Genomic DNA, 25,168 nt, shown 5'->3' with positions numbered 1-25,168 from the left:
ACCGACAAGGCGATTGCCGACACGCCGAAAGGCGCTAGCGTATACGCATGCGCTGCACGACCGCAGACGCGACCACTGCACCAAGCAGCATGCCGCACGCCACCGACGCGTTGACGAAGCCTGCGGACACCGCTTGATGGCCTCCTTCGGAGACTTCCAACATCGTGATGGCGAGGAATGCGTTGCTGCCGCCGGTAACGATCATGGAGGCGATGATCAGCCTGCGCTGGAACGCGCCAGCGAACAGCCAGCGCAATCCGGCGAATGCCTCACGCCACTTGGGTTGTTCGTTGTGGCCTTTCTCGCCTTCGTCGGTGCTCTTGGTATCACCCTCGCCGGCCTGCGTATCCGTGCTTGCGCACCGGCTTTCCGCGCCACGATGCCAATAGCGGGTGATGCGGCTGGTGGCCAGCAGGGCGATCAGACCGCAACATGCTCCGGTGAGGAACGGCACGGCGCGGCCGATGTACATCAGCGTTCCACCGATCGGTCCGCTTATCATACCGACGACCGCATCGCGACCATCGTTGAGCGACATGGCCTTCGGCAGCTGACCGTCGGGAACAATGCCACGCAGCATGACATTGGAGGTGTTGCCCAGCAGCCCGTCACGTACTGCGGCAAGCATCAGAATGGGCACCAACAGCCACACTAATGCCTTGTTATGCAATACATCCGATGCGATCAGCACAACAGCGGACAACAGGTACAGCACGACCAACGCGCCGCCTTCCAACAACATGAGCTTCTTACGGTCATACCGGTCCTGAATGACACCGCCAATCAAGCCGAGTACGCACAATACCGCGGCCTGCAGCGCATCCATCGATGATGCCAATGCCGCCGAGCCGCTGATCGACAGAATAATCAGCGGAATCACGAATGAGACAATGTCGGTCGACACCGATGTGGAGGTATCCGCCGCCAGCCACCATCCGTAATCCGTGTCCTTCCATAGCGACGGCGCGGCCTGCGCGTCCCCATGCCCATCTTCCGATGGCGCGGCCTACGGATCCCCATCTTGCGATGCCATGTCGAATTCTCCTCGCAACACATTCCCTAATACGCCAATGCAATCAACGATCAATCACGACTTGATGATGATTGTGATTGTAAAAGAAGAAATATTGGTATCCCCCTTAACGATTTCCATAATCGCCTCCCCTAGACCATTTTGGGTTCGTCTTCACGATAAAGCGGCATCCATTTCCCTGCAATCGGCGTTCCTATTCAAGCTGGTTAGGGCGCATCATAAAAAGCCATATGGCGCTGAATCTTCCTTGAACGGCGGCGGATTGGACGCTCAATCGCATGAAACAAAACAAAAGGGCCGTTTCCGATGATGCCATCGGAAACGGCCCTTAACAAGGTTGTCAATCGCAGTCAGTCCTGCTTCTTCAGCTTCAGCGCACTGGGCATCGGCATCGGGATGGGCTTGCGTGGCTTCGATGCTGCCTTCGCTGCCGGAAACTCGCCGCTGGTGGCCTTCGCCGCGGCTTCGGCGGCCCACTTCGCGTACTCATCCAGGTCGTCCACGGTATCGGAGGATGCATCGTGACCACCGTCGGCGGTCTCATCCTCGCTGTCCGTATCGTGAGAATACTTGGCCTCGATGTCGGCGAATGGGTCGAAGGAACCCTCACCGGGTTCCTGAGCACCGAGCTCCTTGGCAAGCTCATCGTAATCGGTGTCGGTGGTCAGGTACTTCAGCTTACGGGCAATTTTCTGTTGTTTTGCTTTCTGACGTCCGCGGCCCATCTGACCCCCTGGTAATGTTGCTTGCTATCAATTCATCACATAGAAGAGTACCACTTGTTGACGCCCTGTGGCTTGTCTTCTCGCACTTTTACGATAAAAGCGATATTTTCGCGCAAGCATTACCTTACATTCACAAAGGGGCGTAGGCATGACGGACGAAGCTCAGAGCAACCAGATCACCGCTGTCGGCAATGAAATGAGCGCCAGCTTCCTGGCGGCGAAGAAGCGTTCGGACGCGACGCTCGCCGAGATCGAGAAGAATCCGGGCAAGTTCACCATGCTCACCGGCGACCGCCCCACCGGCCGCCTGCACATGGGCCACTATTTCGGCACCCTGCGCAGCCGCGTGGAAATGCAGAACAAGGGCGTGCACACCAACATCATCATCGCCGACTACCAGGTGATCACCGATCGCGACACCACCGAGCATATCCAGGACAATGTGCTCAACCTGATCCTCGACTACATGGCCGCCGGCATCGACCCGGAAAAGACCATGATCTACACGCATTCCGCGGTTCCGGCGGAGAACCAGCTCATGCTGCCGTTCCTGTCGCTCGTCACCGAATCCGAGCTGCACCGCAATCCGACCGTGAAGGCCGAGATGGAAGCCTCCGGCCACGCGCTGACCGGCCTGCTGCTCACCTACCCGGTCCATCAGGCCTGCGACATCCTGTTCTGCAAGGGCAACATCGTGCCGGTGGGCAAGGACCAGCTGCCGCACATCGAACTGACCCGCACCATCGCACGCCGCTTCAACGAACGCTACGCCAAGAAGAACCCGGTCTTCCCGGAGCCGGACGCCATCCTGTCCGACGCACCGGAGATCCCGGGCCTCGACGGCCAGAAGATGAGCAAGTCCCGCGGCAACTCCATCATGCTGAGCGCCACCGCCGAGGAAACCGCCAAGCTCATCAAGAAGAGCCGCACCGACTCCGAACGCAAGATCACCTTCGACCCGATCAACCGCCCGGAAGTCTCCGCGCTGCTGACCACCGCTGGCCTGACAACCGGCCGCGACCCGAAGGAAATCGCCGAGGAGATCGGCGACTCCGGCGCAGGCGCACTGAAGATGTACGTGGTGGAATCCGTGAACAACTTCCTGGCCCCGATGCGCGAACGTCGCGCCGAGCTGGCCAAGGACATGGACTATGTGCGTGACGTGCTCGCCGAAGGCAACAAGAAGGCCAACGCGATCGCCGACGAGACGCTGCAGCAGGTGCGCGACGCCATGGGCATGCGCTACTGAAGCGCACTGGGCAGGCCGCGTGATCCGACCCGCTGAAAAAGCGGAATGAGCGCCACTGGAGCGCGCGCTGGGCGAACACTGGGCGAACACCGAGCATCCGAGCCGCTGCACGACTCCGCACGGGAGGCCGTAGCGCCGTCTGAGGCACGGAATAGCCGCTATCTCGCTTATATATGGCAGAAAGCGGCATCCGGAATTCGCCAAGTGGCTTATATATGGCACCCATATGGGAAATCCCCGGGTATGAATGTTGGAATTCCAGCGTTCATACTCGGGGATTACGTGTTTTAGTGCCATATATAAGCCACTTGGCACACGCGGAGGAGCCGAATCTGCCATCTATAGGCGAGATGGCCATCGGCAGGGGGGGGCGGATTCGCGCCCGCGAAAGTCTGGCGGCCGCCCGCTGGGCGGCCACCAGACCGTTCCGGGACCCCGGAACGGGTCAGATCTTGGCGCGACGCTCGCCCGCCGCGATCTCCGCGGCGACCAGATCGTCATCGACCTTCTGATCGTTCGGATCATCAAGATAATGGTCGAACTCGTGCAACACCTCATCGGAGGGCGCCGGGGTGAGCAGCGACACCACCGCAATGAACAGCAGCGACACGATGAACGCGGGCAGCAGCTCGTAGATGGCGAACAAGCCGCCGAGCGGCTTGACGAAATTATGCCAGATGAGCACGGTCGCGGTGCCGGACAGCATGCCCGCGATGGCACCATACTTATTGGTGCGCCGCCAATACAGCGAGGTGAGTATCAGCGGGCCGAAGGATGCGCCCAAACCGGCCCACGCATACGAGACGACCTGGAAAATCGAGGAATTCTGGTCGAAGGCGACGACGATGCCGAAAATGAACATGACGAGCAGCGTGATGCGCGCGACCATCATCACCTGGCGCTCGCTGGCCTTGCGGTGGAGCAGGCCGTGGAAGATGTTCTCCGCCATGGCCGAGGCGCCGATGATCATGTACGAGGACGAGGAGCTCATCGACGCGGCGAAAATGCCGGATACGACGATGCCGCACATGAAGCTCGGCAGCAACGCCTGCGATACGACGATGAAGATGTTCTCCGCGGCGGCCTGCGTGGCGAACTGCGTCGGCATCATGGCACGGCCGACCAGGCCGATGCACACGCCGCACGCGAGGGAAATCACGCACCAGGTGGTGGCGATAATACGCGACTTGCGAATTTCCTCGGAGCTGCGGATGGACAGGAAGCGCACGAGCACCTGCGGCATGCCGAAGTAGCCCAGGCCCCAGGCGAGCATGGAGATGATGGTGATGATGCCGTAATCGGCGGGGGCGCCGAACATAGCCTGCCCGGCCTTGATAATCTGCTCGCCGGCGTCGTTGAGCACTGGGGTGGCCACGTGGGTGCTGTCGAGGAAGCCCGGAATCGCCTTGAGGAACGCCACGGTGTTGTCCACGCCGCCGGCCGCTGCGACGGAGCCGATGAAGACCACGGCGAGCGCGAAGAACATGAGCATGCCTTGGATGAAGTCGGTGACGACGACGGACAGGTAGCCGCCGATGATGGTGTAGGCGAACACGATGGCCGCGCCGATCACCATGGTCAGGTGGTAGTCCCAGCCGAACAGGGTGGAGAAGAGTTTGCCGACGGTGACGAAGCAGCTGCCGACGTATACGCAGAAGAACACGAGGATGATCAGCGCGGCGATGGTCGAGACGATGTTCTTCTTGTCGTGGAAGCGCTTGGAGAAGAAGTCGGGGATGGTGATGGCGTCACCGGCGACCACGGAGTAGCGGCGCAGGCGGCGTGCGACGAGTTTCCAATTCAGGTAGGTGCCGAGGGCCAGGCCGATGGCGGTCCACATCGGGTCGGCGGCGCCGGTGAAGTAGGCAACGCCGGGCAGGCCCATGAGCAGCCACCCGCTCATGTCGGAGGCTTCGGCGCTCAATGCCGTCAGCCAGGGGCCGACGCCGCGTCCGCCTGCGAAATATTGTCTGGTGGATGAATTCGAACGCTTGGAGTATACGAATCCGATGGTCAGCATGGCCGCGAAATAGATGACCATGGCAGCCAACACCCAGAAATCCTTGGAAACCACGTCTCACTTCCCTCTCGATAGAAATCTCTCAATGCGAATACGGTCGCTCGACCCAATGTAACCGCTCGGTATTGCTCCAAGCTGAACCGTCTCATACCGGGGACCGTATGGCGGACTTCATCGCCCCGCCGGAACCTCACGGGCAACGTGCCGCCGCCATACGAAAACCCGGCAACGCAAAGCCATTGCCGGGTTTTCAATCGGTCACGCTGGGTCGTTGACTAAATGTCGTAACGCCACGACTTATCGGTGATCACGCGCGCCATGGCAAGGCCGATGGGCAGGCAGAGAATCACCATGAAGGCGCGGAAGGCCCAATCGAGGGCGTTCAACGTGTCAAACTGGCCAAGATGGAACATGGCCTGATACATATACAGACCGGGAACCATGATGACGATCGAGGGGACGGTCAGACAGATGCGCGGGTAGCCGAGATGCGGGGCGAGCCAGCCGCGACGGACGGCGGAACGCCATGCGGAGGCGAGCAGGCCGGCGAGCAGGGCACCGATGAAAGCACCGGCTTCGGCGGGAACGCCCGCGTCGACGATCTCCAGACGCAGGGTGTCGGTGATGAGGCCGATGGTGGCGGCGACGAGGCACATGCGCTGCGGGGAGTTGAACATGACGGAGAAGCCCCAGACCCCGATGAATGCGAAAAGCATGCGCAGCAGGCAGTTCACCACGGGGTTGAGCCCGAGGGGTTCGAAGCCCTGCGGGTTCAGATGGACGATGGAGGCGACCATCCAGCCTGCGAGCGTGGCCATGAGGATGATGCACAGCACATACGTGATGCGTTGCACGCCCGAAGGGAAGTCGATTTTCGCCATATCCAAGCCGCCCGTGATAAGCGGGAAGCCGGGGATCACGAACAGCATGGCACCGATGTACGCGGTGTCATGCTGCAAGGCGACGGGGTTGAACAGGCCGATGAGTCGCAACGTGCCGGTGCAGGCGAGCGCGGCGACGGCCACGCACACGAAGGTCACGAAGAACTGGTTGAGATGATGGGCGAAGAGACGGCGACGCAGCCAATGGCCGAGACCCGCGCCGACGAACGCACCGATCATGTCGAAGGGGCCGCCGCCGAGCAGGAACACGAAGGATGCGCAGGCGCAGGCCGAGGCGAGTCCGGCGAACGCCGGGGAATACAACGGTTTGCGATGTTCGATCATGTCGAGGCGTTCATGCGCCTGGCGCACGGTGATGCCGCCCTGGCCGTTGGCGTTCCTGCCGGGGGCCGCGAAATGCTCCGCATACTCCTTCGGCGGCTTGTGCGCACGTTCCTTGATACGGCTGCGCACCTGTTCACGGCGTTCGTCACGGCGCTCGCTGGCACTGCCGCCGGATTGGGACGCGGTATCGGAAGCGGCGGATTCGGCGGAGGCTTCGTCGACGCGGATCTGCGCCTCCTCGATGTCGCGCATGTGCAGCGGCCGGGCCACGGTTTCACCCTCTTCGGCCTGGGCGCTCACCGCTTCCAGCACGTCGAGCACGGGATCGTCCTGTGCATGCCGCTCGGCCTTCTTCTGTTCGCGCAGCTGCTTGGACAGGTCGGCGGAAACCTGCGAGGCGTCCTTCTTGTCGAGATGCTGCATCAGCCCTTCGGATACGTCCGCCTGGCGGTGGTACATGGATCCCGTGCCGAGGTTCACGTTGAACCAGTCGGCGAAATGCTCCAGCAGCCAGATGCGTTCGGTGTTCACGCCGGTGGTCGGCAGGTCGACCACTTCGGTGATGCGATCCTTGCCGTCGGTGCAGGAGGCTTCGATGTCGGTCAGATTCACGTCGGCGCGAACGTGGACGCCCAGCGGGTAGGCGATGCGGTGCATCATCTCACGGACGCGGAAACTTCCCGTTCCGGCGGCGAGATCAAGCATGCCGACACGCACGATCACACTGGTTTTCGCGGCGATGCCCGCTTCCGAGACGGGCTTATCCCAGTCGCGTTCGATGTCCTCCATGTCCAGAGGAATGGAGTGGGTGTGGTATTTGCTGACGGCTTGGGCCCCTTTGGGCTTGATGCCGCGCTCCGATTCTTCTTTCTGTTCGCTCACGTCTCCTTTTCTACTCCTCTCCCCGAACCGTCATGTCCGCGAATATGTGCCGAAAATGGACGCCGTAACACAAATGGTGGTTTTGACGAAGTAGACTATGCCTCGCAATAACCACGTTGAGCGTAGGGCTGTGGGCTCGCAACGATTTGGCCTCAACAACCGTGGAGGAGCCACGGACGACCAGATAGACCGGGCAACCCGATGTTCGACTAAGGAGGTTTGTTTTGGCAAAAGATGAACAGCAAATCGTGCCCGCCGATGCTTCCATCGTGGAAACCGGTACCGGCCGCAAGGCTCCGGAAGAGCACGATCTTCCTGAGAATCTGAAATACGATATGGATCTGAGTCTGAAGATCCTTCGTGATGTACTCAATGAGTACGATCCCAAGCTGCTCGCCACCTTCGACACCGTGCGCAAATATGCGGTCGAAGCAAGCGACGAGCATTTCGGCGGCAACACAAACACGGACGAGGACGGTCTGGCCGAAGCCGTGAAGGTCATCGACGAGATGAACCTGCACGACGCACAGCTGCTCGCCCGCGCATTCGCCACCTACTTCCACCTCGCCAATCTTTCCGAGGAGAACTACCGCGTTTCCGTGCTGCGTGAGCGTGAGTCCGAAGTGGACGACAGCAATGCCGTCGACCCTGTCAACGAACTCACCGTCGCCTACCACAAGCTCATCAACGAGATGGGTCCGGCGAAGGCCAAGGAGCTGCTGGACAGGCTGGAATTCCACCCCGTGTTCACCGCGCATCCGACCGAAGCCCGCCGTAAGGCCGTGGAAGGCAAGATCCGCAGGATCTCCGAGCTGCTTGAAGTCCACAACCAGCTCGGCGGTTCCGATAAGAAGGAAAACAGCCGTCGCCTGTACAACGAGATCGACGCCCTGTTCCGTACCTCCCCGATCGCGCTGAAGAAGCCGACCCCGGTTGAGGAAGCGGACACCATTCTCGACATCTTCGATTCCACGCTGTTCCACACGATTCCGCAGGTGTACCGTCGTTTCGACGACTGGCTGCTCGGCGACAAGGCCGGCCTGACGGAACCGGTGTGCCCGGCATTCTTCCATCCCGGCAGCTGGATCGGCTCCGACCGCGACGGCAACCCGAACGTCACCGCCAAGGTGAGCCGTCAGGTCGCCCGCAAGTTCAGCGACCACGTGGTCGCCGCGCTTGAGCAGGAGACCCGCACCGTGGGCAGGAACCTCACGATGGAGGCGGGCACCACCCCGGCCAGCACCGAGCTGAAGAACCTGTGGAACCATCAGAAGGAAATGAGCGAGCGTCTCACCGACAAGGCCGCTCTGATCTCCACCAAGGAACTGCACCGCGCGGTCATGCTGGTCATGGCCGATCGTCTGCACTACACCATCGAGCGCGACGCCGACCTGATGTACCACTCCTGCGATGATTTCATCGCCGACCTGAAGGTCGTGCAGCGTTCCCTCGCCGCGGCAGGTGCGAAGCGTTCCGCTTACGGCCCGCTGCAGGATCTGATCTGGCAGGCCGAAACCTTCGGCTTCCACATGGTCGAGATGGAGTTCCGTCAGCATTCCGTCGTGCACTCCCGTGCGCTGGAGGATATCCGCGAGCACGGTCTGCATGGTGAGCGCGGCGAACTGCAGCCGATGACCCACGAGGTGCTCGACACGTTCCGCGCCCTCGGTGCCATCCAGAAGCGCAACGGCCAGAAGGCCGCCCGCCGCTACATCATCTCCTTCACCAAGAGCGCCCAGAACATCAAGGACGTGTACGAGCTGAACCGTCTGGCCTTCGCGCATCCCGAGGATGTGCCGACCATCGACGTGATCCCGCTGTTCGAACAGCTGGAGGATCTGCAGAACTCGGTGAACGTGCTTGAGGAAATGATCAAGATTCCTGAAGTGCAGGCTCGTCTGAAGGCAACCGGCGGCAAGCTGGAAGTCATGCTCGGCTACTCCGATTCCTCGAAGGACGCCGGCCCGACCTCCGCCACGCTCGCCCTGCACTCCGCGCAGGAGCGCATCGCGAAGTGGGCGGAATCGCACGACATCGACCTGACCCTGTTCCATGGCCGCGGCGGCGCCGTCGGTCGTGGCGGCGGCCCTGCCAACCGCGCGGTGCTCGCCCAGCCGGTCGGCTCCGTGAAGTGCCGTTTCAAGCTCACCGAGCAGGGCGAGGTCATTTTCGCCCGCTACGGCAACCCGATCCTGGCCATCCGCCACGTCGAGTCCGTTGCGGCCGCAACGCTGCTGCAGTCCGCTCCGAGCGTGGAGAAGCGCAACACCGAGATGACCGAGAAGTACGCCGATATGGCCAGCAAGCTTGACGAAGCCGCCCATGAGCGCTTCCTCGACCTGCTGAACACCGACGGTTTCGCCCCGTGGTTCTCCACCGTGACGCCGCTGACCGAGATCGGCCTGCTGCCGATCGGCTCCCGCCCGGCGAAGCGTGGCCTCGGCGCCAAGTCCCTCGACGATCTGCGTACCATCCCGTGGATCTTCTCCTGGGCACAGGCCCGCATCAACCTGGCCGCATGGTACGGCCTGGGCACCGCCTGCGAGAAGTTCGGTGATCTGGACACGCTGCGCAAGGCTTACGAGGAGTGGCCGCTGTTCTCGACGTTCATTGACAACATCGAAATGTCGATTGCCAAGACTGATGAGCGCATCGCCCGCATGTACCTCGCCCTTGACGACCGCGAGGATCTGCCGGAGAAGGTGCTGTCCGAGATGAAGCTGACCCGCAAGTGGGTGCTTGCCATCGTTGGCGACAAATGGCCGCTGCAGCACCGTCACGTGCTTGGCCGCGCCGTGCGCATCCGTTCCCCGTACGTGGACGTGCTGTCCCTCACCCAAGTGCTGGCGCTCAAGTCGCTGCGCAAGAAGGTGGACAAGGAAGAGCTCAGCCACGGCAAGAGGGAGGGGTACACGTACCTCATCCTGTGCACCGTTTCGGGCGTCGCCGCCGGCCTGCAGAACACGGGCTGATCCGCGGCTGTCCGACCGCTTGACGAACGGGGAGGTTCCGTGCCGATTGACGGCGCGGGCCTCCCCGTTCGCGTCGCACGTCCCTAGACTGGCCGGCGACAGCGCGCGGAAAGGGCGTGCGGGGCCGAGCGACAGACTCGGATGATCGGAGGGGGACATATGGACGCGGAAAGGGACACAGAAAGGGACACGGACGCGCACGAGGGGGACCACACGCCCACAGACGGTACCGGGACGGAGGGCGAAGGCGGCAAGCCGGACACTAGGCCGGGCAACAGACTCGCGACCATCCGACGCACGCTGTGGTGGATAGGACTGGTGCTACAGCTCCCATTCGCTTTGACTCTGATCCATTTTGATACCCCTTACCTGATATTGGAGCGTATCCTATGCGCTATTCCACCAAGACTGGCAAGCGACCCGTCATCAATCGTCGGCATTCCCGCACTTGAAACGGAATGGTGTCGAGAATTCCTGACACTAGTCCTGGGCGCAGTTTGCTGGGTTGCGACTGGAGTAATGAGATTAGTTGCGGACAGCCCATCAAACCATGGAAAAGAAACCCTTCCTGTACGTATCTTCGCCGGAATCATCACCATCATCGTATTGATGGCCACCGGTATTACAGGATTTTTCCTCGGCATAGCAGCCTTTTAGAAGTTTCCCCGTATCTGGCAGAGGAATTCCAAATCGAAAGCAAATCGCAATGGAGGAAGGCTGGTAGACGTCGTGTCTCTTCGCCGATTCAGGAACCGGCATCGTCCGGCATCGGCTCCCGTTAAGGTAGGCATCGGAAGTCCAGGAAAAGGTCAGAGGCCGGGGGCAAATCATGAGTAAGGCGAAGGTCGCGTTCATCTGCGTGCATAATTCCTGCCGCAGCCAGATCGCCGAAGTGCTCGGAAAACTGCTTGCGGGCGATGTGCTCGACTGCTATTCGGCGGGAACCGAAACGAAGCCGCGCATCAATCAGGACGCCGTCCGACTGATGAAGGAACTGTACGGCATCGACATGGAACGCACGCAGTACAGCAAGACGATTGACGCGATCCCCGCCCCGGACATCGCCATATCGATGGGCTGCGGCGTGCGCTGCCCGTACATAGGCAGACCGTTCGACGCTGATTGGGGTTTGCCTGATCCCACAGGCTGCGACGACGCCACGTTCATCGCGGTGATCCACCAAATCGAGCAACACATCCTGCAGCTTCGCGACACCTACCGGTAATTGTCCGACGACCTTCCACCCCTCATATAAGCCATTTTCTGGTACCACTCATCCGAAAAATCCTCTATCATAAGCGGTACATGAGAGGGGACGCTACATGAAGAACTGCACTAATTGCGGCACATCGAATACCGAAGATTCTAAATTCTGTTTTTCCTGCGGAACGCCGCTGCCATCGCAATCACAACCAGCAGAAACAACAATTCCGGTTGATCTGGCCGTATCGGATCCAACAGCAATACCAACTCCTCTAATCCCTCCGACCTCGCTACCCTCAACACAAAAAGGAATAGACAATGCAACCAACGGAATCTCCGGAAAACATGTCGTCGCCATTGCGGCTGGCCTGCTCGTAGTGGCCACCGCAATCGGCGCGGGGGTCTCCTATGCAACCGGTATGTGGGGTGGGCACGGAGAGCAGTCCGCGTCAACACAACGGGAACATCATGCATCAGCCCAGAAGTCCGGTAGTGCATCAACTCATACGAAGCAGCAGGACAACTCCAACAAAGCGAAAAACGATGGAAATGCCAAAGACGAAAGCAAAAACACCAAAAAACAGCAGGCTTCTGAAGACATTGCACAATATCATGTCACCGCACAATCGTATGAATTCGATCTGCCGAAATACTGGCGTGATCGTGTTATCGCACAAGTCGATGGCGATACGGTAACGATATTATCGAAGACATACCCGGATACGGAAAATCCTGTATGCACTATAAGCGTCGAATCAGGGACGCTGACTTACAGTGGTGGCGATGTCGCAACCTCAATCATGGGATACGTACCCATCAGCTCGGATCACCATGTCGAAGTATGGGCACACCGATACCCAGCACTCGCAGCGATGGGCGGTATCGAACTAAAAAGCGACGAGGAATACACAGATCTTACGGATCTCCAATCCGGCGGTACGGTTGATTTCATAACAGCGCGAAACAACACTGATGCCGGCGGCGAAAGTTCAGACGGCGCGATATTCATCATTGACGATTGGATGAAGAACAATCTCATTTCTGCCATCACAGTTCGCTAAGTTTCTGAGACGCATCCACGGGCAGCCCTGACCGTAAGATATCCGTAGCCTGAGCAATGGAGGGGCGGAAATCAATGGCAGATGAGATGTTTGTGGACCAGAACGAGGTCGAAGGTACGGCGAGCGGCGTTTGGAACCGTCTGCTGGCGGGGAATCGCAGATTCACGGAAGGCAAGCCGGTGCATCCGAATCGTAGCGCCGAAGCTCGCGAAGCCTTGATCGACACGCATGAGCCGGACGCGGCGGTGCTGAGCTGCTCGGATTCGCGCGTGAGCCCCGATATCATCTTCGACTCGGGTTTGGGTGAACTGTTCACCGTGCGCACCGCCGGGCATATCGTCGATGATGCCGTGCTTGCTTCGCTGGAGTATGCGGTGGATTCGTTGGGCGTACGGCTGCTGGTGGTGCTCGGCCATCAGAATTGCGGCGCGATCAAGCAGGGCATCAAGGAATATGAGGGGCTGCTGCACCAACTGACCGCGGACGCCGAAGACCCGCTGACGGCGGCGGAAAGCATCGTCGATCTTGATGAGCGCATTATCGAAGCCGAATCCATCATGCTGCGTACCGTCGGCTTCTCCATCTGGCAGGCGCATGAGTCGGAACTTGAATCCAATGAGGATTTCGAACGCGTGCATATCGCGCGCACCATCGAGGAACTGGTCGACCGTTCCGACGTGATTCGCCGGGCGCTGGCCGAGGATCGTCTCATGCTGGTCGGCGCACGCTACCAGCTGGATTCCGGCAAGGTCGAGGTATTGAGCTTCTGAGACTTACGGCGCGCTGGCGCAGGCGGGTGATAATTGTTCCGCCGGCGCCAGCGCATGTGCTTCCAGTCGTTGCTTATTCCGCGGATTCGCCGGTGTTCCCGTTCCCGTTTCCGTTTTCGCCTTCGCTTTCGCTGTAGCGGCGATCACACCAGTAGTACTCGTAGTCGTGCGGGCCGATCGGACGCACCACCTTGCACGGGCTGCCGTAGGCGACACTGTCCGCGGGAATGTCCTTGGTGACCAGACTGTTCGCGCCGATCACCGAGTTATCGCCGATGGTCACGCCGGGCAATACGGTCACGCCCGCGCCGATCCACACGTTCCGACCGATGTGGATGGGTTCGGAGTATTGGCCGATTCGTTCGCGCAGGTCCGGGCGGATGGGATGCCCGGTGGTGACCAGGGTGACGTTCGGGCCGATCATGGTGTGGTCGCCGATGAAGATCTCGCCGTCGTCGACCAGCGTGAGGTTGAAGTTCGCATAACAGCGCGCACCCCAATGCGTGCTGCAACCCCAGTTGGCATGCAGCGGTGGCTCGATGTAGAGCCCCTCCCCCGCTTCGGCGAAGAAGCGTTCCATGAGTTCGCGTCGGCGGGCACCTTCGCTGGGTCTGGTGGCGTTGAAATCGTAGAGGTTCTCCAGTTGCGCGGTTTGCGCTTCGCCCATGCCGGGCATATCGCAGTAGTACACGCCAGGATGGTGCATTACGTCGAGGATTTCCTGTGGAACTTGTGGGACGCCCATGTCTCGCCTTTCGTTTGTCTGTGACTTCGCCTTGTGACTTCGCTTGCAGCTTCGTCTGTAACAGTGGGGCCGCCATCGCCACAACAAGTTCTGCGGACGTTGCCGTTCCGTGGCATATACGACGTTTCACGCCATGTTTCACAACATGCCGCCTACAGCGCTTCCCACCGTCGAATCGATACCACCACTTTATGCGTGGCGGACCGCCGAGCTCGCGGTTTTACCGATTTTTACCGCCCCTCAGGCGCCTTTCGCCACACGCTGCACGCTCACGACATACGCGCGACACGCCCGAGTTTTGCACTATACGGACCACTCTGGTATCTTAACTGCTTGTGCGCTTTTAAAGTGCATGGATCGGGCCCGTAGCTCAGGTGGTTAGAGCGCATCCCTGATAAGGATGAGGTCGAAGGTTCAAGTCCTTCCGGGCCCACGGAAAATGAAGCGACTGTACGGTCGCTCTTTTTTTCACTTGGGGCATTGGCGCAGCTGGTAGCGCATCTGCTTTGCAAGCAGAGGGTCGCCGGTTCGAACCCGGCATGCTCCACAAACAAAACCCCGGAACTGCATGGTTCCGGGGTTTTCTCATATCAACTCCCCTATCGGAACAGCGTCGGTCGTGCCGAACCGGTTCGCCCAGGCCAGCTAATTCACAGCCCAGGCGAACCGATCAGCCGAACATCACTCTTCGGTTTTCCCGGATTTCCCGGATTTCTCGCTCTTCCCGGCATCCTTGTCTTCACCGGAACCGGAATCCCCCGCATGCTCGCTGTCCTCGGCCTTACGCACCTCGATCATGGCGATACGGCGACCATCCACCTGAGTGACCTTCATATCGCACCCCTCATCGGAATGCAGCACGTCGCCCACAGCACCCATCTTGCCCGTATGCGCGAGGAAATAGCCCGCCACGGTCTCGTACGGTCCATCCTCCAGTTCGATGCCGGTAAGATCCTCGAAATCCTCCAGCGTGGTGCCGCCTTCGATGGCCGCCACACCGTTCACGAACACGCTGCGCTGGGCGCGTTCGCCGCCCTTCTCGGTCGGCAGATCGTATTCGTCGCGGATATCGCCGACCAGCTCCTCGGTCATATCCTCCAACGTGACGATACCGTCCGTGCCACCGTATTCGTCGATGACCACGGCCAAGTGGATACCACGCTTGCGCAACAGCTCCAAGCTCGGCAGCAGTTTGGACGTGCCCGGCAGCAAAATGCCCTCACGCACCACGTCGGCGACGACCCGAGCCTCCGGGTCGCGCACGTCCAGCAGGTCGCGCACGTGCACGAATCCGAGCACGTCGTCGAAATCCTTGCCCGTGACCGGGTAGCGGGAATACGGCTGGTCGCGCACGAAAGCGGCGGCCTCGTCCAGCGACATCGAACCGTCGATGAACACGACGTCGGCACGCGGGCGCATTACTTCGGCCACGATCGTCTCGGAAGCGTCGAACACGTCGTCGAGGATCGTGCGCTCGTCCTTGCTCAGGTTGGTGTTGGAGTTGACCAGCACGCGCAGCTCGTCGTCGGAAACCTCGGTTTCGGTCTCGTTCGGGTCGAAGCCGAGCAGACGCACCAAACCGTTGGTGTTCTTACCGATCAGCCAGATCAGAGGACGGCATACCTTGGAGAACACGTCGATGGCCGGCACGACCGCGCGGGCGATGGCCTCGTTGCGTTGCATGGCGATACGTTTCGGCACCAGCTCGGAGATCACGATCGAGCAGTAGGAGATGATGAGCGTCAGGCCGATGGTGGTCAACGGCGCGGCGACATGATGCGGCACGCCCCAGCCTTCCACAACGGGCACCACGAACGGTGCGATGGAGGATTCGCCGAACGATGCGGACAGGAAGCCGGACAGGGTGACGCCGATCTGCACGCTGGACAGGAAGGTGTTGGGGTCGCGGGCGATTTTCGCCACTCGCGCACCACGGGCATCCTGGAGTTCCATCTGGTCGATTTGGGAGCCGCGCAGGCTCACCAGCGCGAGTTCGGTGCCGGCGAACACCGAACCCAGCAGCAGGAAAATGAGAATCAGCAGGATATTCAAACCAAGTGACATGCCGCCAGTCTATCTTTTCGGCTTGTCAAGGCCGATCAGCCGCCCGCGGCCAGCGGACTATGTACGGGCGCGGGGACGAACCCGCCGATGTTGGCGGCATGCCTCACAATGTTGCCGTGATGATCGACGGCCTGGATGTGCGCGTGACGCGCAAACCCATCAAGAACATGTATCTGCGCATCAAACCCCCTACGGGTGATGTGGTGGTTTCCGCGCCCAAGCGCACGCCGGACGCCACCATCGTCGCGTTCGTGCGGAGCCGTCGCGGTTGGATTGACGGAAACCGGACCGCCATGCGTCGGCGAGCGCGTGAGGAGGCGCAAGCGCTGGGTGATGGCGGGCGATTCGATGCGGGTGGTACGGGCGACATGAACGGTATAGGCGAACTGCCGGACGGATTACCGGGCGCATCAGACGCCCCATCAGCACCCGCAATCCCCGCAATCCCCGCTTGGAACGATGCTCTGCGCCAAAGGGCCGAGGCCGCGATCAACGCCGCGCTCCCCGCCCTGCTCGCACGTTGGGAGCCGATTGTGGGCAAGTCCCCCACTCATATCACGTTGCGCACCATGACCTCACGTTGGGGGTCCTGCACGCCGCGCACCGGGCGGATCCGATTGAATCTGCAATTGGGACTCATGGATCCGAAGTTCCTGGAGTACGTGTTGGTGCATGAGCTCACGCATCTGTGGGAGCATGGGCACGGCGAGGGCTTCCGGCGGCGTATGGACGCGTATCTGCCGGATTGGCGGCGATTGCGCCGCGAACTCAACCGTCATGTCGTGCTGCGGTAGGGGCAATTGCCGTCCTTCCCTCCCCGGTTTCCCTGCCGTTCACACAGGTTTCACCGCGCGTATGGCGCAACGCCGTTTTGCATTTAGGCAGGGGCTGTACTACAGTGAGTTGAGTTGTCCTGCGAAGCAGAACAACACTCCAAGGGGCTGTAGCTCAGTTGGTAGAGCGCTTCGTTCGCATCGAAGAGGTCGTGGTTTCGATTACCATCAGCTCCACGAAAGCCTTCCGGAATTCCACCTCCGGAAGGCTTTTTTTATTTGTCTTCTGGTTTCCAAAGATTATAAATCAGGCTGTGAGGCCTGATGATGGCGACCACACGACGACTGACATTCAGGAGAACAACGCGACGCGCCTACAAAAACTTGACGCCCGTTAAGCAAAAGACAAGCGTAAACGGCCTTCCTTTGTTTGGGGCGCGGAGGACTGACGGATCGTCGCGTTGGGCATATGTTGGGTACTCGTTGGGCACACAGTGGGGAATACTGGGCGGTATGGAGAGCATGAGCGCACTGCCGGGGAACGGCGAGAACGAAGGCATGGAACACGACGTGGAAACGAACGGATTCGACGGTCGGAACGACGGTCGGAACGATGGTCGGAATGATGACGGTTCCGCCGGATTCGGCGGACTGGTGGCGGGTGCGGATATCCCGCAGGGCACGGTGGTGCTGGCCGCGACGCCGATCGGCAACACCTCCGATGCTTCCGCCAGGCTGATCGCGCTCATGGAGCACGCCGACATCGTCGCCGCCGAGGACACCCGCCGCCTGTACGATCTGGCGAACCGTCTCGGCGTGCACGTGAACGGCCGCGTGGTCGCCTATCACGACCATAACGAACGCGATAAGGCCGACGGTCTGCTTGACAATGTGGAGACCGGCGCGACCGTGCTGGTCGTATCGGATGCTGGCATGCCGACCATCAACGACCCCGGTCTGGCCATCGTGCGCCGGGCCATCGAACGCGGCCTGCCCGTCACCTGCGCCCCCGGCCCGAGCGCCGTGCTCGACGCGCTCGCCTTGTCCGGCCTGCCTACCGACCGGTTCTGCTACGAGGGATTCCTACCGCGCAAGCATTCCGAACGCATGCAGCATCTGCGCATGCTGCGTTCGGAACGCCGCACCATCGTGTTCTACGAGACGCTGCACCGTATCGCCGATTCCATGGACGACCTGCTGGAATCCTTCGGCCCCGACCGTCGTATGGCGTTGTGCCGTGAGCTCACCAAGGATTACGAGCAGATCCGCCGTGGCACGATCGGCGAGATCCACAACAGCGTAAGGAACGATCCGCCGCGCGGCGAAATGGTGCTCGTCATCGAAGGCGCGTCCGATGAGGAGGTCAACGAGAACACCCCGAACGTGCTCAGCATCGAGGAACTGGCCGAACTCGCCGCCGCCAAGGCGAAGGATGAGGGCCTGCGCATCAAGGAGGCCATTACGCGCGTGGTCGCGGAACACCCGCTGCCGAACGGCTCCCTGCCGAACCGCAAGCAGGTGTATGCGGCCGTATTGGCCGCCAAAGGCGAGTGATGCCACGACTCGTTGGATGATCCCCACGGCTATGCGCCCGCCGGATCATCCAACGAGTCAAGCAGTACGTTCAGGGCCCTGCGCACGCCGGGGCCACCAGCCTGCGACACGTATTCCAACAGTTCCGCATCCGCGTTCGGATTCGCCACCAACCATCGGCGCAATTCCGGTTCCTCACGAGCGATACGCCACAGTATGTCGACATCCGTTTGCGGATCGGCCGCGAGCGCCGGTGTCAATGCCAAGGGCGGAGGAGGTGGTTCCAAGGCGTTGCATGACCGCGCTTGCGATGCCCGCTGCGTTCGCGCATTGCCGGCATCGTCGCCGCGTAATCGTTCCAGTCGGTCGGCCTGACGCAGGAATCGCAGTCTTCGTTTCTCCCGCATTATGACGTTTCCCTTGTGGTCGCGGATTCCCCAGGTCTCCCGGATTCCGTAGGTTCCTCAAGTTTCTCAGGTTCCCTATCGCCATCCCCTGTGACGCTCCCCCGCTCGCTTCCCTTCATCGCTGCCGTTGTTTCTGCTGTTTCCGTTGTCGCCGCCTCCATTGGCGTCTCTCCCCCGAGGTCATCCCGTTTCGCCATCTCCCGGCCCACGTGCCCGACCGTGCCCACCGTGCCAGCCGCGTCCGCTTTGGCATGCTTGCGTTCCTCGTAGTACAGGCGCACGGTGTTGAGGAACGCGCGGGCGTGCGGCGCCGACACCGTGCAGGGGTTCATGGCGAGGATGGCCTCGCACTCGTCGGGCGTGAACCGGTACATGTGCATGAGGTCGGCTATCCGATCGGCGAACACCGCCGCCCCCGACATGCCTCTGGCCGTCGATGCGATGTCGCAGACCGTTCGCTGCGGACTGGTGATATCAAGCTCCCCCACCTTCATCAACTGCTCATGCCCCACTTTGCGCGCAAACACGCGAATCGGACGACCGTGCCGCAACGTGCGGTAATGCGATCCGGACAATACGTCGACGGTTTCCGGGAACGCGCCTCCCATCCACACCCACAGCGCGGTGCGCATGCACGCGGCCGTGGCCGATGGAATCATCCTGTGCACGATAAGGGCGCGGCCATACAGTGTATCGCCATGATCAGCCCAATACCCGCTGTACCCGTCCAATGAGCGCACCGTGCCGGCAATCGACAGCCGACTCAGACTCATCGGACCGGGAAGATCGTGCGAATGCAGCAATGGCGGCACGACCGGTCTCGACCGTGATCCGTTCTTTCCCCGTATCTTGATGTGACTGTTCATGGGCTTGACCGTAGGGGACGCGTCGAACCTGCCGCAACCATGAGACGCCACCCTGTGGATATGTGGATAGTACGGCCCACCGGAAGCGGCGGGATGTGCATACGCGTGTGGATATTTTTCGGTTGTCCACATTCGCCCCCGAGTGTCCCCGCCGCGCCGGATAATCGGGCGTTATGAGTCATATTTTGGTGAATGTTGCATGGCCGTACGCGAACGGCCCGCGTCACATCGGTCACGTCGCCGGTTTCGGCGTTCCGTCCGACGTGTACGCACGATACGAACGCATGAAAGGCAATGACGTGCTGATGGTGTCGGGCACCGACGAGCACGGCACCCCGATCCTGGTCGAGGCGGACAAGGAGGGCGTGAGCGCTCAGGAGCTCGCCAACCGGTACAACCGCGTGATCGCCAACGATCTGTGCGATCTGGGTCTGAGCTACGACCTGTTCACGCGCACCACCACCGGCAACCACGAGAAGGTCGTGCAGGAACTGTTCAAGCAGTGCCTGAAGAACGGCTACATCTATAAGGGCACGCAGAAGGTCGCCATCTCCCCCTCCACCGGTCGTACCCTGCCGGACCGTTACATCGAAGGCACCTGCCCAATCTGCGGCGCGGACGGCGCTCGCGGCGACCAGTGCGATGATTGCGGCAACGAGCTCGACCCGGATGAGCTGATCAACCCGGTGTCCAAGATCAACGGCGAAGTGCCGCGCTTCGAAGAGACCGAACACTTCTTCCTCGACCTGCCGGCGCTCGCCGAAGCCAATCTGGCTTGGCTGAAGACCCGCAAGGATTGGCGTACCAACGTCATCAACTTCTCCATCGGCCTGTTCAAAGAAGTCAAGCCGCGTGCCATCACCCGCGACATCGACTGGGGCATCCCCGTGCCGGTGAAGGATTGGATCGACAATCCGAACAAGAAACTGTACGTGTGGTTCGACGCCGTGATCGGCTACCTGTCCGCGTCCATCGAATGGGCTCGCCGCAAGGGCGATCCGGAGGCATGGCGTGCCTGGTGGAACGATCCGAGCACCCCCGGCTACTACTTCATGGGCAAGGACAACATCACCTTCCACTCCCAGATCTGGCCTTCCGAAATGCTGGCCTACAACGGTCAGGGTTCCAAGGGCGGCGAAACCGGTGAACTCGGTCCGCTGAACATGCCGGAACAGGTCGTGGCGTCCGAGTTCATGACCATGGAAGGCAAGAAGTTCTCCTCCTCCCGCGGCATCGTCATCTACGTGAAGGACATCCTGTCGCGCTACCCCGTTGACGCCGTGCGCTACTACATTTCCATCGCAGGCCCGGAAAGCTCCGACTCCAACTTCACGTGGTCGGAGTTCGTGCGCCACAACAACGAGGAGCTGGCCTCCTCCTGGGGCAATCTGGTGAACCGTGTCGCCAACCTCATCGCCAAGAACTTCGGCGAGATTCCGGCGATCGACGAGAACGAGATGACCGACGAGGACCGTGCGCTGCTCGACGAGACCCGCGAGGCTTTCGCCACCGCCGGCAACTTCATCGAAAGCCATCATCAGAAGGCCGCGCTGCTGGAAGCGATGCGCGTCGTCGGCGACATCAACAAGTACATCTCCGCCACCGAGCCGTGGAAGATCAAGGATAATCCGGCTCGTCTCGGCACCGTGCTGCATGTGGCTGCGCAGGCCGTGTCCGACGCGAACCACCTGCTCGCGCCGTTCCTGCCGCACGCTTCGCAGAAGGTGTGGGAGGCCTTGGGCGGCAAGGGCACGTTCTCGCCGCTGCCGCACATCGAGGAGGTCGAGGATCTCGACAAACCTGGCTTCAAGTACCCGATCATCACCGGCGATTACAAGCTGGGCGTGAACGTGCATCCGTGGGAGAGCGAGCCGATCGAAGTCGGTGCGCCGGTCGCCAAGCCGACCCCCATTTTCGCCAAGATCCCGGTCGAGGCCGTGCAGGAGGAGCTTGATCGCTTCTCGGCCGATCTCGCCGCCCGCAAGGAGGCCGAGGCCGAGCGTCTCGCCGCGGAGAAGGCGAAGCTCGCCAACTGAATCGTCTGAGCGATATCCGTTTGGCGCAAGGCCGGGTTGTCATCGATGTTTGTCGAAGGCGACCCGGCCTTTCATTGCCGCTACCCCATATGCCCTCTCCCCTCACACCCCCATCACATTTCTCTCAGGCAATTGACAGGAACACGTATTCTTCCCCCAAGGAAGGCGCGGTTATATAGAAAACGTCAGCGGAACACAACAACGCAGACGAGGTTCCTTCGAACCTCATAACTGAATCCTTTCTTCTCTCTTCTCTCTTGACCCGGCGGTTTCCCCCGCCGGGTTTTCTCTTGTTCCAGGCAATATTCCGGTCCTCGTCACGAATACCCGAGCACGCCCCGGCACACCCCGCCAGCATTTGGTCAGGGTCTTGTGGGCGCATAGCGCACCCGTTTACAATCAAACCGTCTACCCAGACCAACCCAAAGAGGAGTTTCATTATGCTTACCAACGAATACGTCAAGCGCGTGTATGCCCAGGTGGAGAAGCGCGACGGCGACCAGCCCGAGTTCCTGCAGGCTGTCTCCGAAGTCTTCGAAAGCCTCCAGCCCGTGGTTGAGAAGCACCCGGAATATGAGAAGGCAGGCGTGCTGGAGCGTATCGTCGAGCCGGAGCGTGTGGTGAAGTTCCGTGTCGCATGGACCGATGACGAGGGCAAGGTCCAGGTGAACCGCGGCTACCGCATCCAGTTCAATTCCGCCATCGGACCGTACAAGGGCGGTCTGCGCTTCCACCCGACCGTGAACGAGGGCGTCATCAAGTTCCTCGGCTTCGAGCAGATCCTCAAGAACTCCCTGACCACGCTGCCGATGGGCGGCGGCAAGGGTGGCTCCGACTTCGACCCGAAGGGCAAGTCCGACGCCGAAGTCATGCGCTTCTGTCAGGCCTTCATGACCGAGCTGTGCCGTCACATCGGCCAGTTCACCGACGTTCCCGCCGGTGATATCAATGTCGGCGCCCGTGAGATCGGCTACCTGTTCGGCCAGTACAAGCGCATCCGCGACGAGTACTCCGGCGTGCTGACCGGCAAGGGCCTCGAATTCGGCGGCTCCCTGGCCCGCACCGAGGCCACCGGCTACGGCCTGTGCTACTACACCCAGGAGGCGCTGCGCGTCCTGAAGAACGATTCCTTCGAAGGTAAGACCGTGGTCATCTCCGGTTCCGGCAACGTGGCCATCTTCGCCACCGAAAAGGCTCAGGCCCTGGGCGCGAAGGTCGTCACCGCATCCGATTCCAACGGCTACGTCTACGATCCGGACGGCATCAAGCTCGACATCGTCAAGGACATCAAGCTGGGCCATCGCGGCCGCATCAAGGAATACGCGGAGCGCGTGCCGGGCGCCGAATACCACGAGGGCTGCAAGGGCGTGTGGACCGTGCCGTGCGACATCGCGCTGCCGTGCGCCACGCAGAACGAAATCGACGGCGAATCCGCCAAGGCCCTGGTGGCCAACGGCTGCAAGGTCGTGTGCGAAGGCGCGAACATGCCGTCCACTCCGGAAGCCATCACCGTCTACCAGGAGAACGGTCTGCTGTACGGCCCGGCAAAGGCCGCCAACGCCGGTGGCGTGGCCGTGTCCGGTCTGGAGATGAGCCAGAACAGCTACCGTCTGAGCTGGACCTTCGAGGAGGTCGACAACAAGCTCAAGTCCATCATGGAGAACATCGTCGCCAACTCCCTGGCCGCCGCCAAGGAATACGGCCACGAGGGCGATCTGATGCTCGGCGCCAACGCCGCCGGCTTCGTCAAGGTCGCCAACGCCATGGTCGCCCAGGGCGTGCTGTGATCGACTGACATCACTGATATAGATCGATGGGGTGTCTCGAAACGCATTGCGTGTTTCGAGACACCCCATCGTTTTAGCCAATCAATTTATTATCGAGAAGTAGCGAAAAACAACCTTCATTCAGCCATTCATGATGGACGTCACGATATGACATATCGTGACGAGGGACCGACGCCCTCATGGCGAAGTTTACCTTCACCTGTCATTTTCTTAAGCAGTCGGTAAGCGCTGATATAGCTCACTCCTAGCAATTCCATAACCTCCGAGGACGTCACTGAGCCACCATTCTTCTCCGCCAATTCAATCACCAAGCCCATGCGCCGGGTAGCCGAGATATTGTTCTGTCTCACATACGCAGGCAAAGCATTCGCATCCTTATACACCTCAGAGCTCAGGATGTACGACCGAGACTGTCCACTACCGAACACCTCGACCACGCCAGATTCCACCAAACTTTCCACAGCACCTACTACCCGGCGCCTCTCCAACCGGGAAAACTCGCACAACTGCGACACAGTAAGACGCCGATATTCCTTCAACAAAGACAATACAATAAGCGCCCACACCGAAAGCTCGCTGCCGCGCCGCCTTTCCTCATTGGTCACCATCAGTATGAACGCTTCGTCAGGAACAGCGCGACGGATAAATAGATTGACTTCGCTGGCGGTGGATCTCGAATAATCAGGCATCGTCCCTCCACTGGCAAGTGAGCCGATATAGATTTTATCCACGCCGCGCCCTGTTCTCTCAGCAAAACCAGCCGTTCTCATAATTTCGGACAGACGGGGATTACGCGACCTCGGCGATGCCGTCAACAGATTATCCTCACTCACACCTTCGATGAATCCACCCGGATTGGAGATGGTTAGCCCATCGCCATCCACCATGAATCGCACGCTACCAATCTGGGCATAATCACGATGACAGAAGGCGTTCACCATGGCCTCGCGAAAAGCCTGATGATCGAAATCCGGTATGTTTACATGCACTAGCCCGCTCATAATTTCATGTTCGGGATTCCATGGCTGCATCAGATTACTGATTCTGTCGAACATATCAACCAGCGGCAAAAAGAACGGTCCAATGTTCATCTTCGGCGTCGAACCATCCATGACTTGGAACACTGCCGAAGCAGTAGGTACACAACGCTTAATGGATTCCACACTGCCAATAGTCAATAGGCCGGCAATCGTGGGAACTTCCTTGCCTTCCCGTTCAGTTATCAAGCCGAGGGCTCGGTCAAATTCCATGTCGTCGAGTGCCAGCAAAGGATCCTGCACATTGGTTTCCCGGATATGGCTACGTAGTCGGTCACGGCATTCGGTATCCAGATTCGAAATCTCTCCTCCGGGAGCCGGCTGTTCACTGTAGTCATAATTGCGCTGCTGCGACAGACGACTGATAAACTGAGCAACGAATAATGGGACCACCTCAGGTGTACCGTCAGCTTTCAATCGTCGTTGCAACGTCTTGCCGCCGCTGGTCGACACGATTTGTTGACTATTATCCACCTCGATTACCACTACCGGGTGGCCATTCTCATGTAGCAATTCCACACGAACAGTCTGCTGCGGAACGGTTTTGTTGAACACGAAAGCTGCAAGCCCATTGATGTTGCAGTGTTTCTTGGAAACACCCGTGGGAGTGCCATCGTCCTCCACACCGAGATACAGTTCGCCGCCTTGCGTATTAGCAAGGGCAACGATATTATCCACGATTTCATCATCGGACTGCGGACGCGTACGTTCACTTTTGAACTCGACCTTCAAAGTTTCCTTAGTTGGAAGCACTGCCCTCGCCTTTCACTAACCTTGCA

Annotated in this window: 20 protein-coding genes and 3 tRNA genes; 14 read left to right on the top strand and 9 right to left on the bottom strand. The window is 60.2% G+C overall.

Annotated features, from left to right (window positions below; all coding sequences use genetic code 11):
* Positions 1–34 precede the first annotated feature (34 nt).
* Positions 35–904 carry an MFS transporter gene (locus BUB29_RS07805; protein ID WP_051915230.1) on the bottom strand — a complete coding sequence of 290 codons (870 nt, stop codon included), beginning with the start codon at positions 902–904 and terminating at the stop codon, positions 35–37.
* Positions 905–1,070: 166 nt separating this feature from the next.
* Between BUB29_RS07805 and BUB29_RS09740 the strand changes: the two genes are divergently transcribed.
* Complete coding sequence (locus BUB29_RS09740; RefSeq protein WP_143155184.1) at positions 1,071–1,343, top strand: hypothetical protein; 273 nt, start codon at positions 1,071–1,073, stop codon at positions 1,341–1,343.
* Positions 1,344–1,383: 40 nt separating this feature from the next.
* On the opposite strand, the gene BUB29_RS07800 is transcribed toward BUB29_RS09740, so the two are convergent.
* Positions 1,384–1,758 (bottom strand): DUF3073 domain-containing protein, encoded by a 375-nt coding sequence (locus BUB29_RS07800; protein ID WP_033522458.1) that lies wholly within the window; start codon positions 1,756–1,758, stop codon positions 1,384–1,386.
* A gap of 148 nt (positions 1,759–1,906) precedes the next feature.
* Between BUB29_RS07800 and trpS the strand changes: the two genes are divergently transcribed.
* Positions 1,907–3,007 carry a tryptophan--tRNA ligase gene (gene trpS / locus BUB29_RS07795; protein WP_033522456.1) on the top strand — a complete coding sequence of 367 codons (1,101 nt, stop codon included), beginning with the start codon at positions 1,907–1,909 and terminating at the stop codon, positions 3,005–3,007.
* Between the two features lie 445 nt (positions 3,008–3,452).
* Here the strand turns inward: trpS and BUB29_RS07790 are convergent, their stop codons facing one another.
* Together BUB29_RS07790 and BUB29_RS07785 are read right to left on the bottom strand one after the other, a co-directional pair.
* On the bottom strand, positions 3,453–5,048 hold the full coding sequence (locus tag BUB29_RS07790; RefSeq protein WP_173552532.1) for a sodium/proline symporter: 1,596 nt from the start codon (positions 5,046–5,048) through the stop codon (positions 3,453–3,455).
* A 254-nt stretch (positions 5,049–5,302) separates the two neighbouring features.
* Positions 5,303–7,042 (bottom strand): threonine/serine exporter family protein, encoded by a 1,740-nt coding sequence (locus BUB29_RS07785; protein WP_234356128.1) that lies wholly within the window; start codon positions 7,040–7,042, stop codon positions 5,303–5,305.
* Positions 7,043–7,359: 317 nt separating this feature from the next.
* Here BUB29_RS07785 and BUB29_RS07780 point away from each other — a divergent pair, with 317 nt between their 5' ends.
* The 5 genes from BUB29_RS07780 to BUB29_RS07760 all read left to right on the top strand — a co-directional run bounded on the left by BUB29_RS07780 (position 7,360) and on the right by BUB29_RS07760 (position 13,141).
* Entirely contained in the window at positions 7,360–10,107 is a 2,748-nt protein-coding gene (locus BUB29_RS07780; RefSeq protein WP_033522452.1) for a phosphoenolpyruvate carboxylase, read from the top strand.
* 339 nt (positions 10,108–10,446) lie between these two features.
* Complete coding sequence (locus tag BUB29_RS09850; RefSeq protein ID WP_156098215.1) at positions 10,447–10,764, top strand: hypothetical protein; 318 nt, start codon at positions 10,447–10,449, stop codon at positions 10,762–10,764.
* A 172-nt stretch (positions 10,765–10,936) separates the two neighbouring features.
* Positions 10,937–11,332, top strand: a complete 396-nt coding sequence (locus BUB29_RS07770; RefSeq protein WP_033522447.1) for an arsenate reductase ArsC — start codon at positions 10,937–10,939, stop codon at positions 11,330–11,332.
* A 97-nt stretch (positions 11,333–11,429) separates the two neighbouring features.
* A complete protein-coding gene (locus BUB29_RS07765; protein ID WP_073117621.1) occupies positions 11,430–12,371 on the top strand; it encodes a zinc ribbon domain-containing protein in 942 nt (313 codons plus the stop codon).
* Positions 12,372–12,445: 74 nt separating this feature from the next.
* On the top strand, positions 12,446–13,141 hold the full coding sequence (locus BUB29_RS07760) for a carbonic anhydrase (protein WP_033522443.1): 696 nt from the start codon (positions 12,446–12,448) through the stop codon (positions 13,139–13,141).
* Positions 13,142–13,214: 73 nt separating this feature from the next.
* On the opposite strand, the gene BUB29_RS07755 is transcribed toward BUB29_RS07760, so the two are convergent.
* Entirely contained in the window at positions 13,215–13,886 is a 672-nt protein-coding gene (locus BUB29_RS07755) for a sugar O-acetyltransferase (protein ID WP_033522441.1), read from the bottom strand.
* A 359-nt stretch (positions 13,887–14,245) separates the two neighbouring features.
* Between BUB29_RS07755 and BUB29_RS07750 the strand changes: the two genes are divergently transcribed.
* Both BUB29_RS07750 and BUB29_RS07745 read left to right on the top strand, forming a co-directional pair.
* A tRNA-Ile gene (locus BUB29_RS07750) sits at positions 14,246–14,319 on the top strand.
* A gap of 41 nt (positions 14,320–14,360) precedes the next feature.
* Positions 14,361–14,433: transfer RNA gene (locus BUB29_RS07745), tRNA-Ala, on the top strand.
* Between the two features lie 134 nt (positions 14,434–14,567).
* Here the strand turns inward: BUB29_RS07745 and BUB29_RS07740 are convergent.
* Positions 14,568–15,950: a hemolysin family protein gene (locus BUB29_RS07740; protein WP_051915226.1), complete on the bottom strand. Its 1,383-nt coding sequence runs from the start codon at positions 15,948–15,950 to the stop codon at positions 14,568–14,570.
* Positions 15,951–16,048: 98 nt separating this feature from the next.
* On the opposite strand from BUB29_RS07740, the gene BUB29_RS07735 reads away from it, so the two are divergent.
* The 3 genes from BUB29_RS07735 to rsmI all read left to right on the top strand — a co-directional run bounded on the left by BUB29_RS07735 (position 16,049) and on the right by rsmI (position 18,277).
* A complete protein-coding gene (locus BUB29_RS07735; RefSeq protein ID WP_081888464.1) occupies positions 16,049–16,744 on the top strand; it encodes a M48 family metallopeptidase in 696 nt (231 codons plus the stop codon).
* A gap of 143 nt (positions 16,745–16,887) precedes the next feature.
* Positions 16,888–16,960 (top strand) — tRNA-Ala (locus BUB29_RS07730).
* Between the two features lie 321 nt (positions 16,961–17,281).
* Complete coding sequence (rsmI, locus tag BUB29_RS07725) at positions 17,282–18,277, top strand: 16S rRNA (cytidine(1402)-2'-O)-methyltransferase (RefSeq protein WP_033522750.1); 996 nt, start codon at positions 17,282–17,284, stop codon at positions 18,275–18,277.
* Between the two features lie 29 nt (positions 18,278–18,306).
* Here rsmI and BUB29_RS09565 read toward each other — a convergent pair whose 3' ends face one another.
* Positions 18,307–18,663, bottom strand: a complete 357-nt coding sequence (locus tag BUB29_RS09565; protein WP_107315037.1) for a variant leucine-rich repeat-containing protein — start codon at positions 18,661–18,663, stop codon at positions 18,307–18,309.
* Entirely contained in the window at positions 18,663–19,436 is a 774-nt protein-coding gene (locus tag BUB29_RS07715) for a hypothetical protein (RefSeq protein WP_051915225.1), read from the bottom strand. The genes BUB29_RS09565 and BUB29_RS07715 overlap by 1 nt, the downstream gene beginning before the upstream one ends.
* A 266-nt stretch (positions 19,437–19,702) precedes the next feature.
* On the opposite strand from BUB29_RS07715, the gene metG reads away from it, so the two are divergent.
* Both metG and gdhA read left to right on the top strand, forming a co-directional pair.
* Positions 19,703–21,565, top strand: a complete 1,863-nt coding sequence (metG, locus tag BUB29_RS07710) for a methionine--tRNA ligase (protein WP_033522439.1) — start codon at positions 19,703–19,705, stop codon at positions 21,563–21,565.
* Positions 21,566–22,005: 440 nt separating this feature from the next.
* On the top strand, positions 22,006–23,352 hold the full coding sequence (gdhA, locus tag BUB29_RS07700; protein WP_003825256.1) for an NADP-specific glutamate dehydrogenase: 1,347 nt from the start codon (positions 22,006–22,008) through the stop codon (positions 23,350–23,352).
* Between the two features lie 140 nt (positions 23,353–23,492).
* Here the strand turns inward: gdhA and BUB29_RS07695 are convergent, their stop codons facing one another.
* Positions 23,493–25,142: an RNA-binding domain-containing protein gene (locus BUB29_RS07695; RefSeq protein ID WP_033522435.1), complete on the bottom strand. Its 1,650-nt coding sequence runs from the start codon at positions 25,140–25,142 to the stop codon at positions 23,493–23,495.
* Positions 25,143–25,168 lie beyond the last annotated feature (26 nt).

It is taken from the genome of Bifidobacterium merycicum DSM 6492 (assembly GCF_900129045.1).
Taxonomy (GTDB): Bacteria; Actinomycetota; Actinomycetes; order Actinomycetales; family Bifidobacteriaceae; genus Bifidobacterium; species Bifidobacterium merycicum.
The sequence above is the reverse complement of the archived record's forward strand: the minus strand, read 5'-3'. Positions and strand labels throughout refer to the sequence as shown.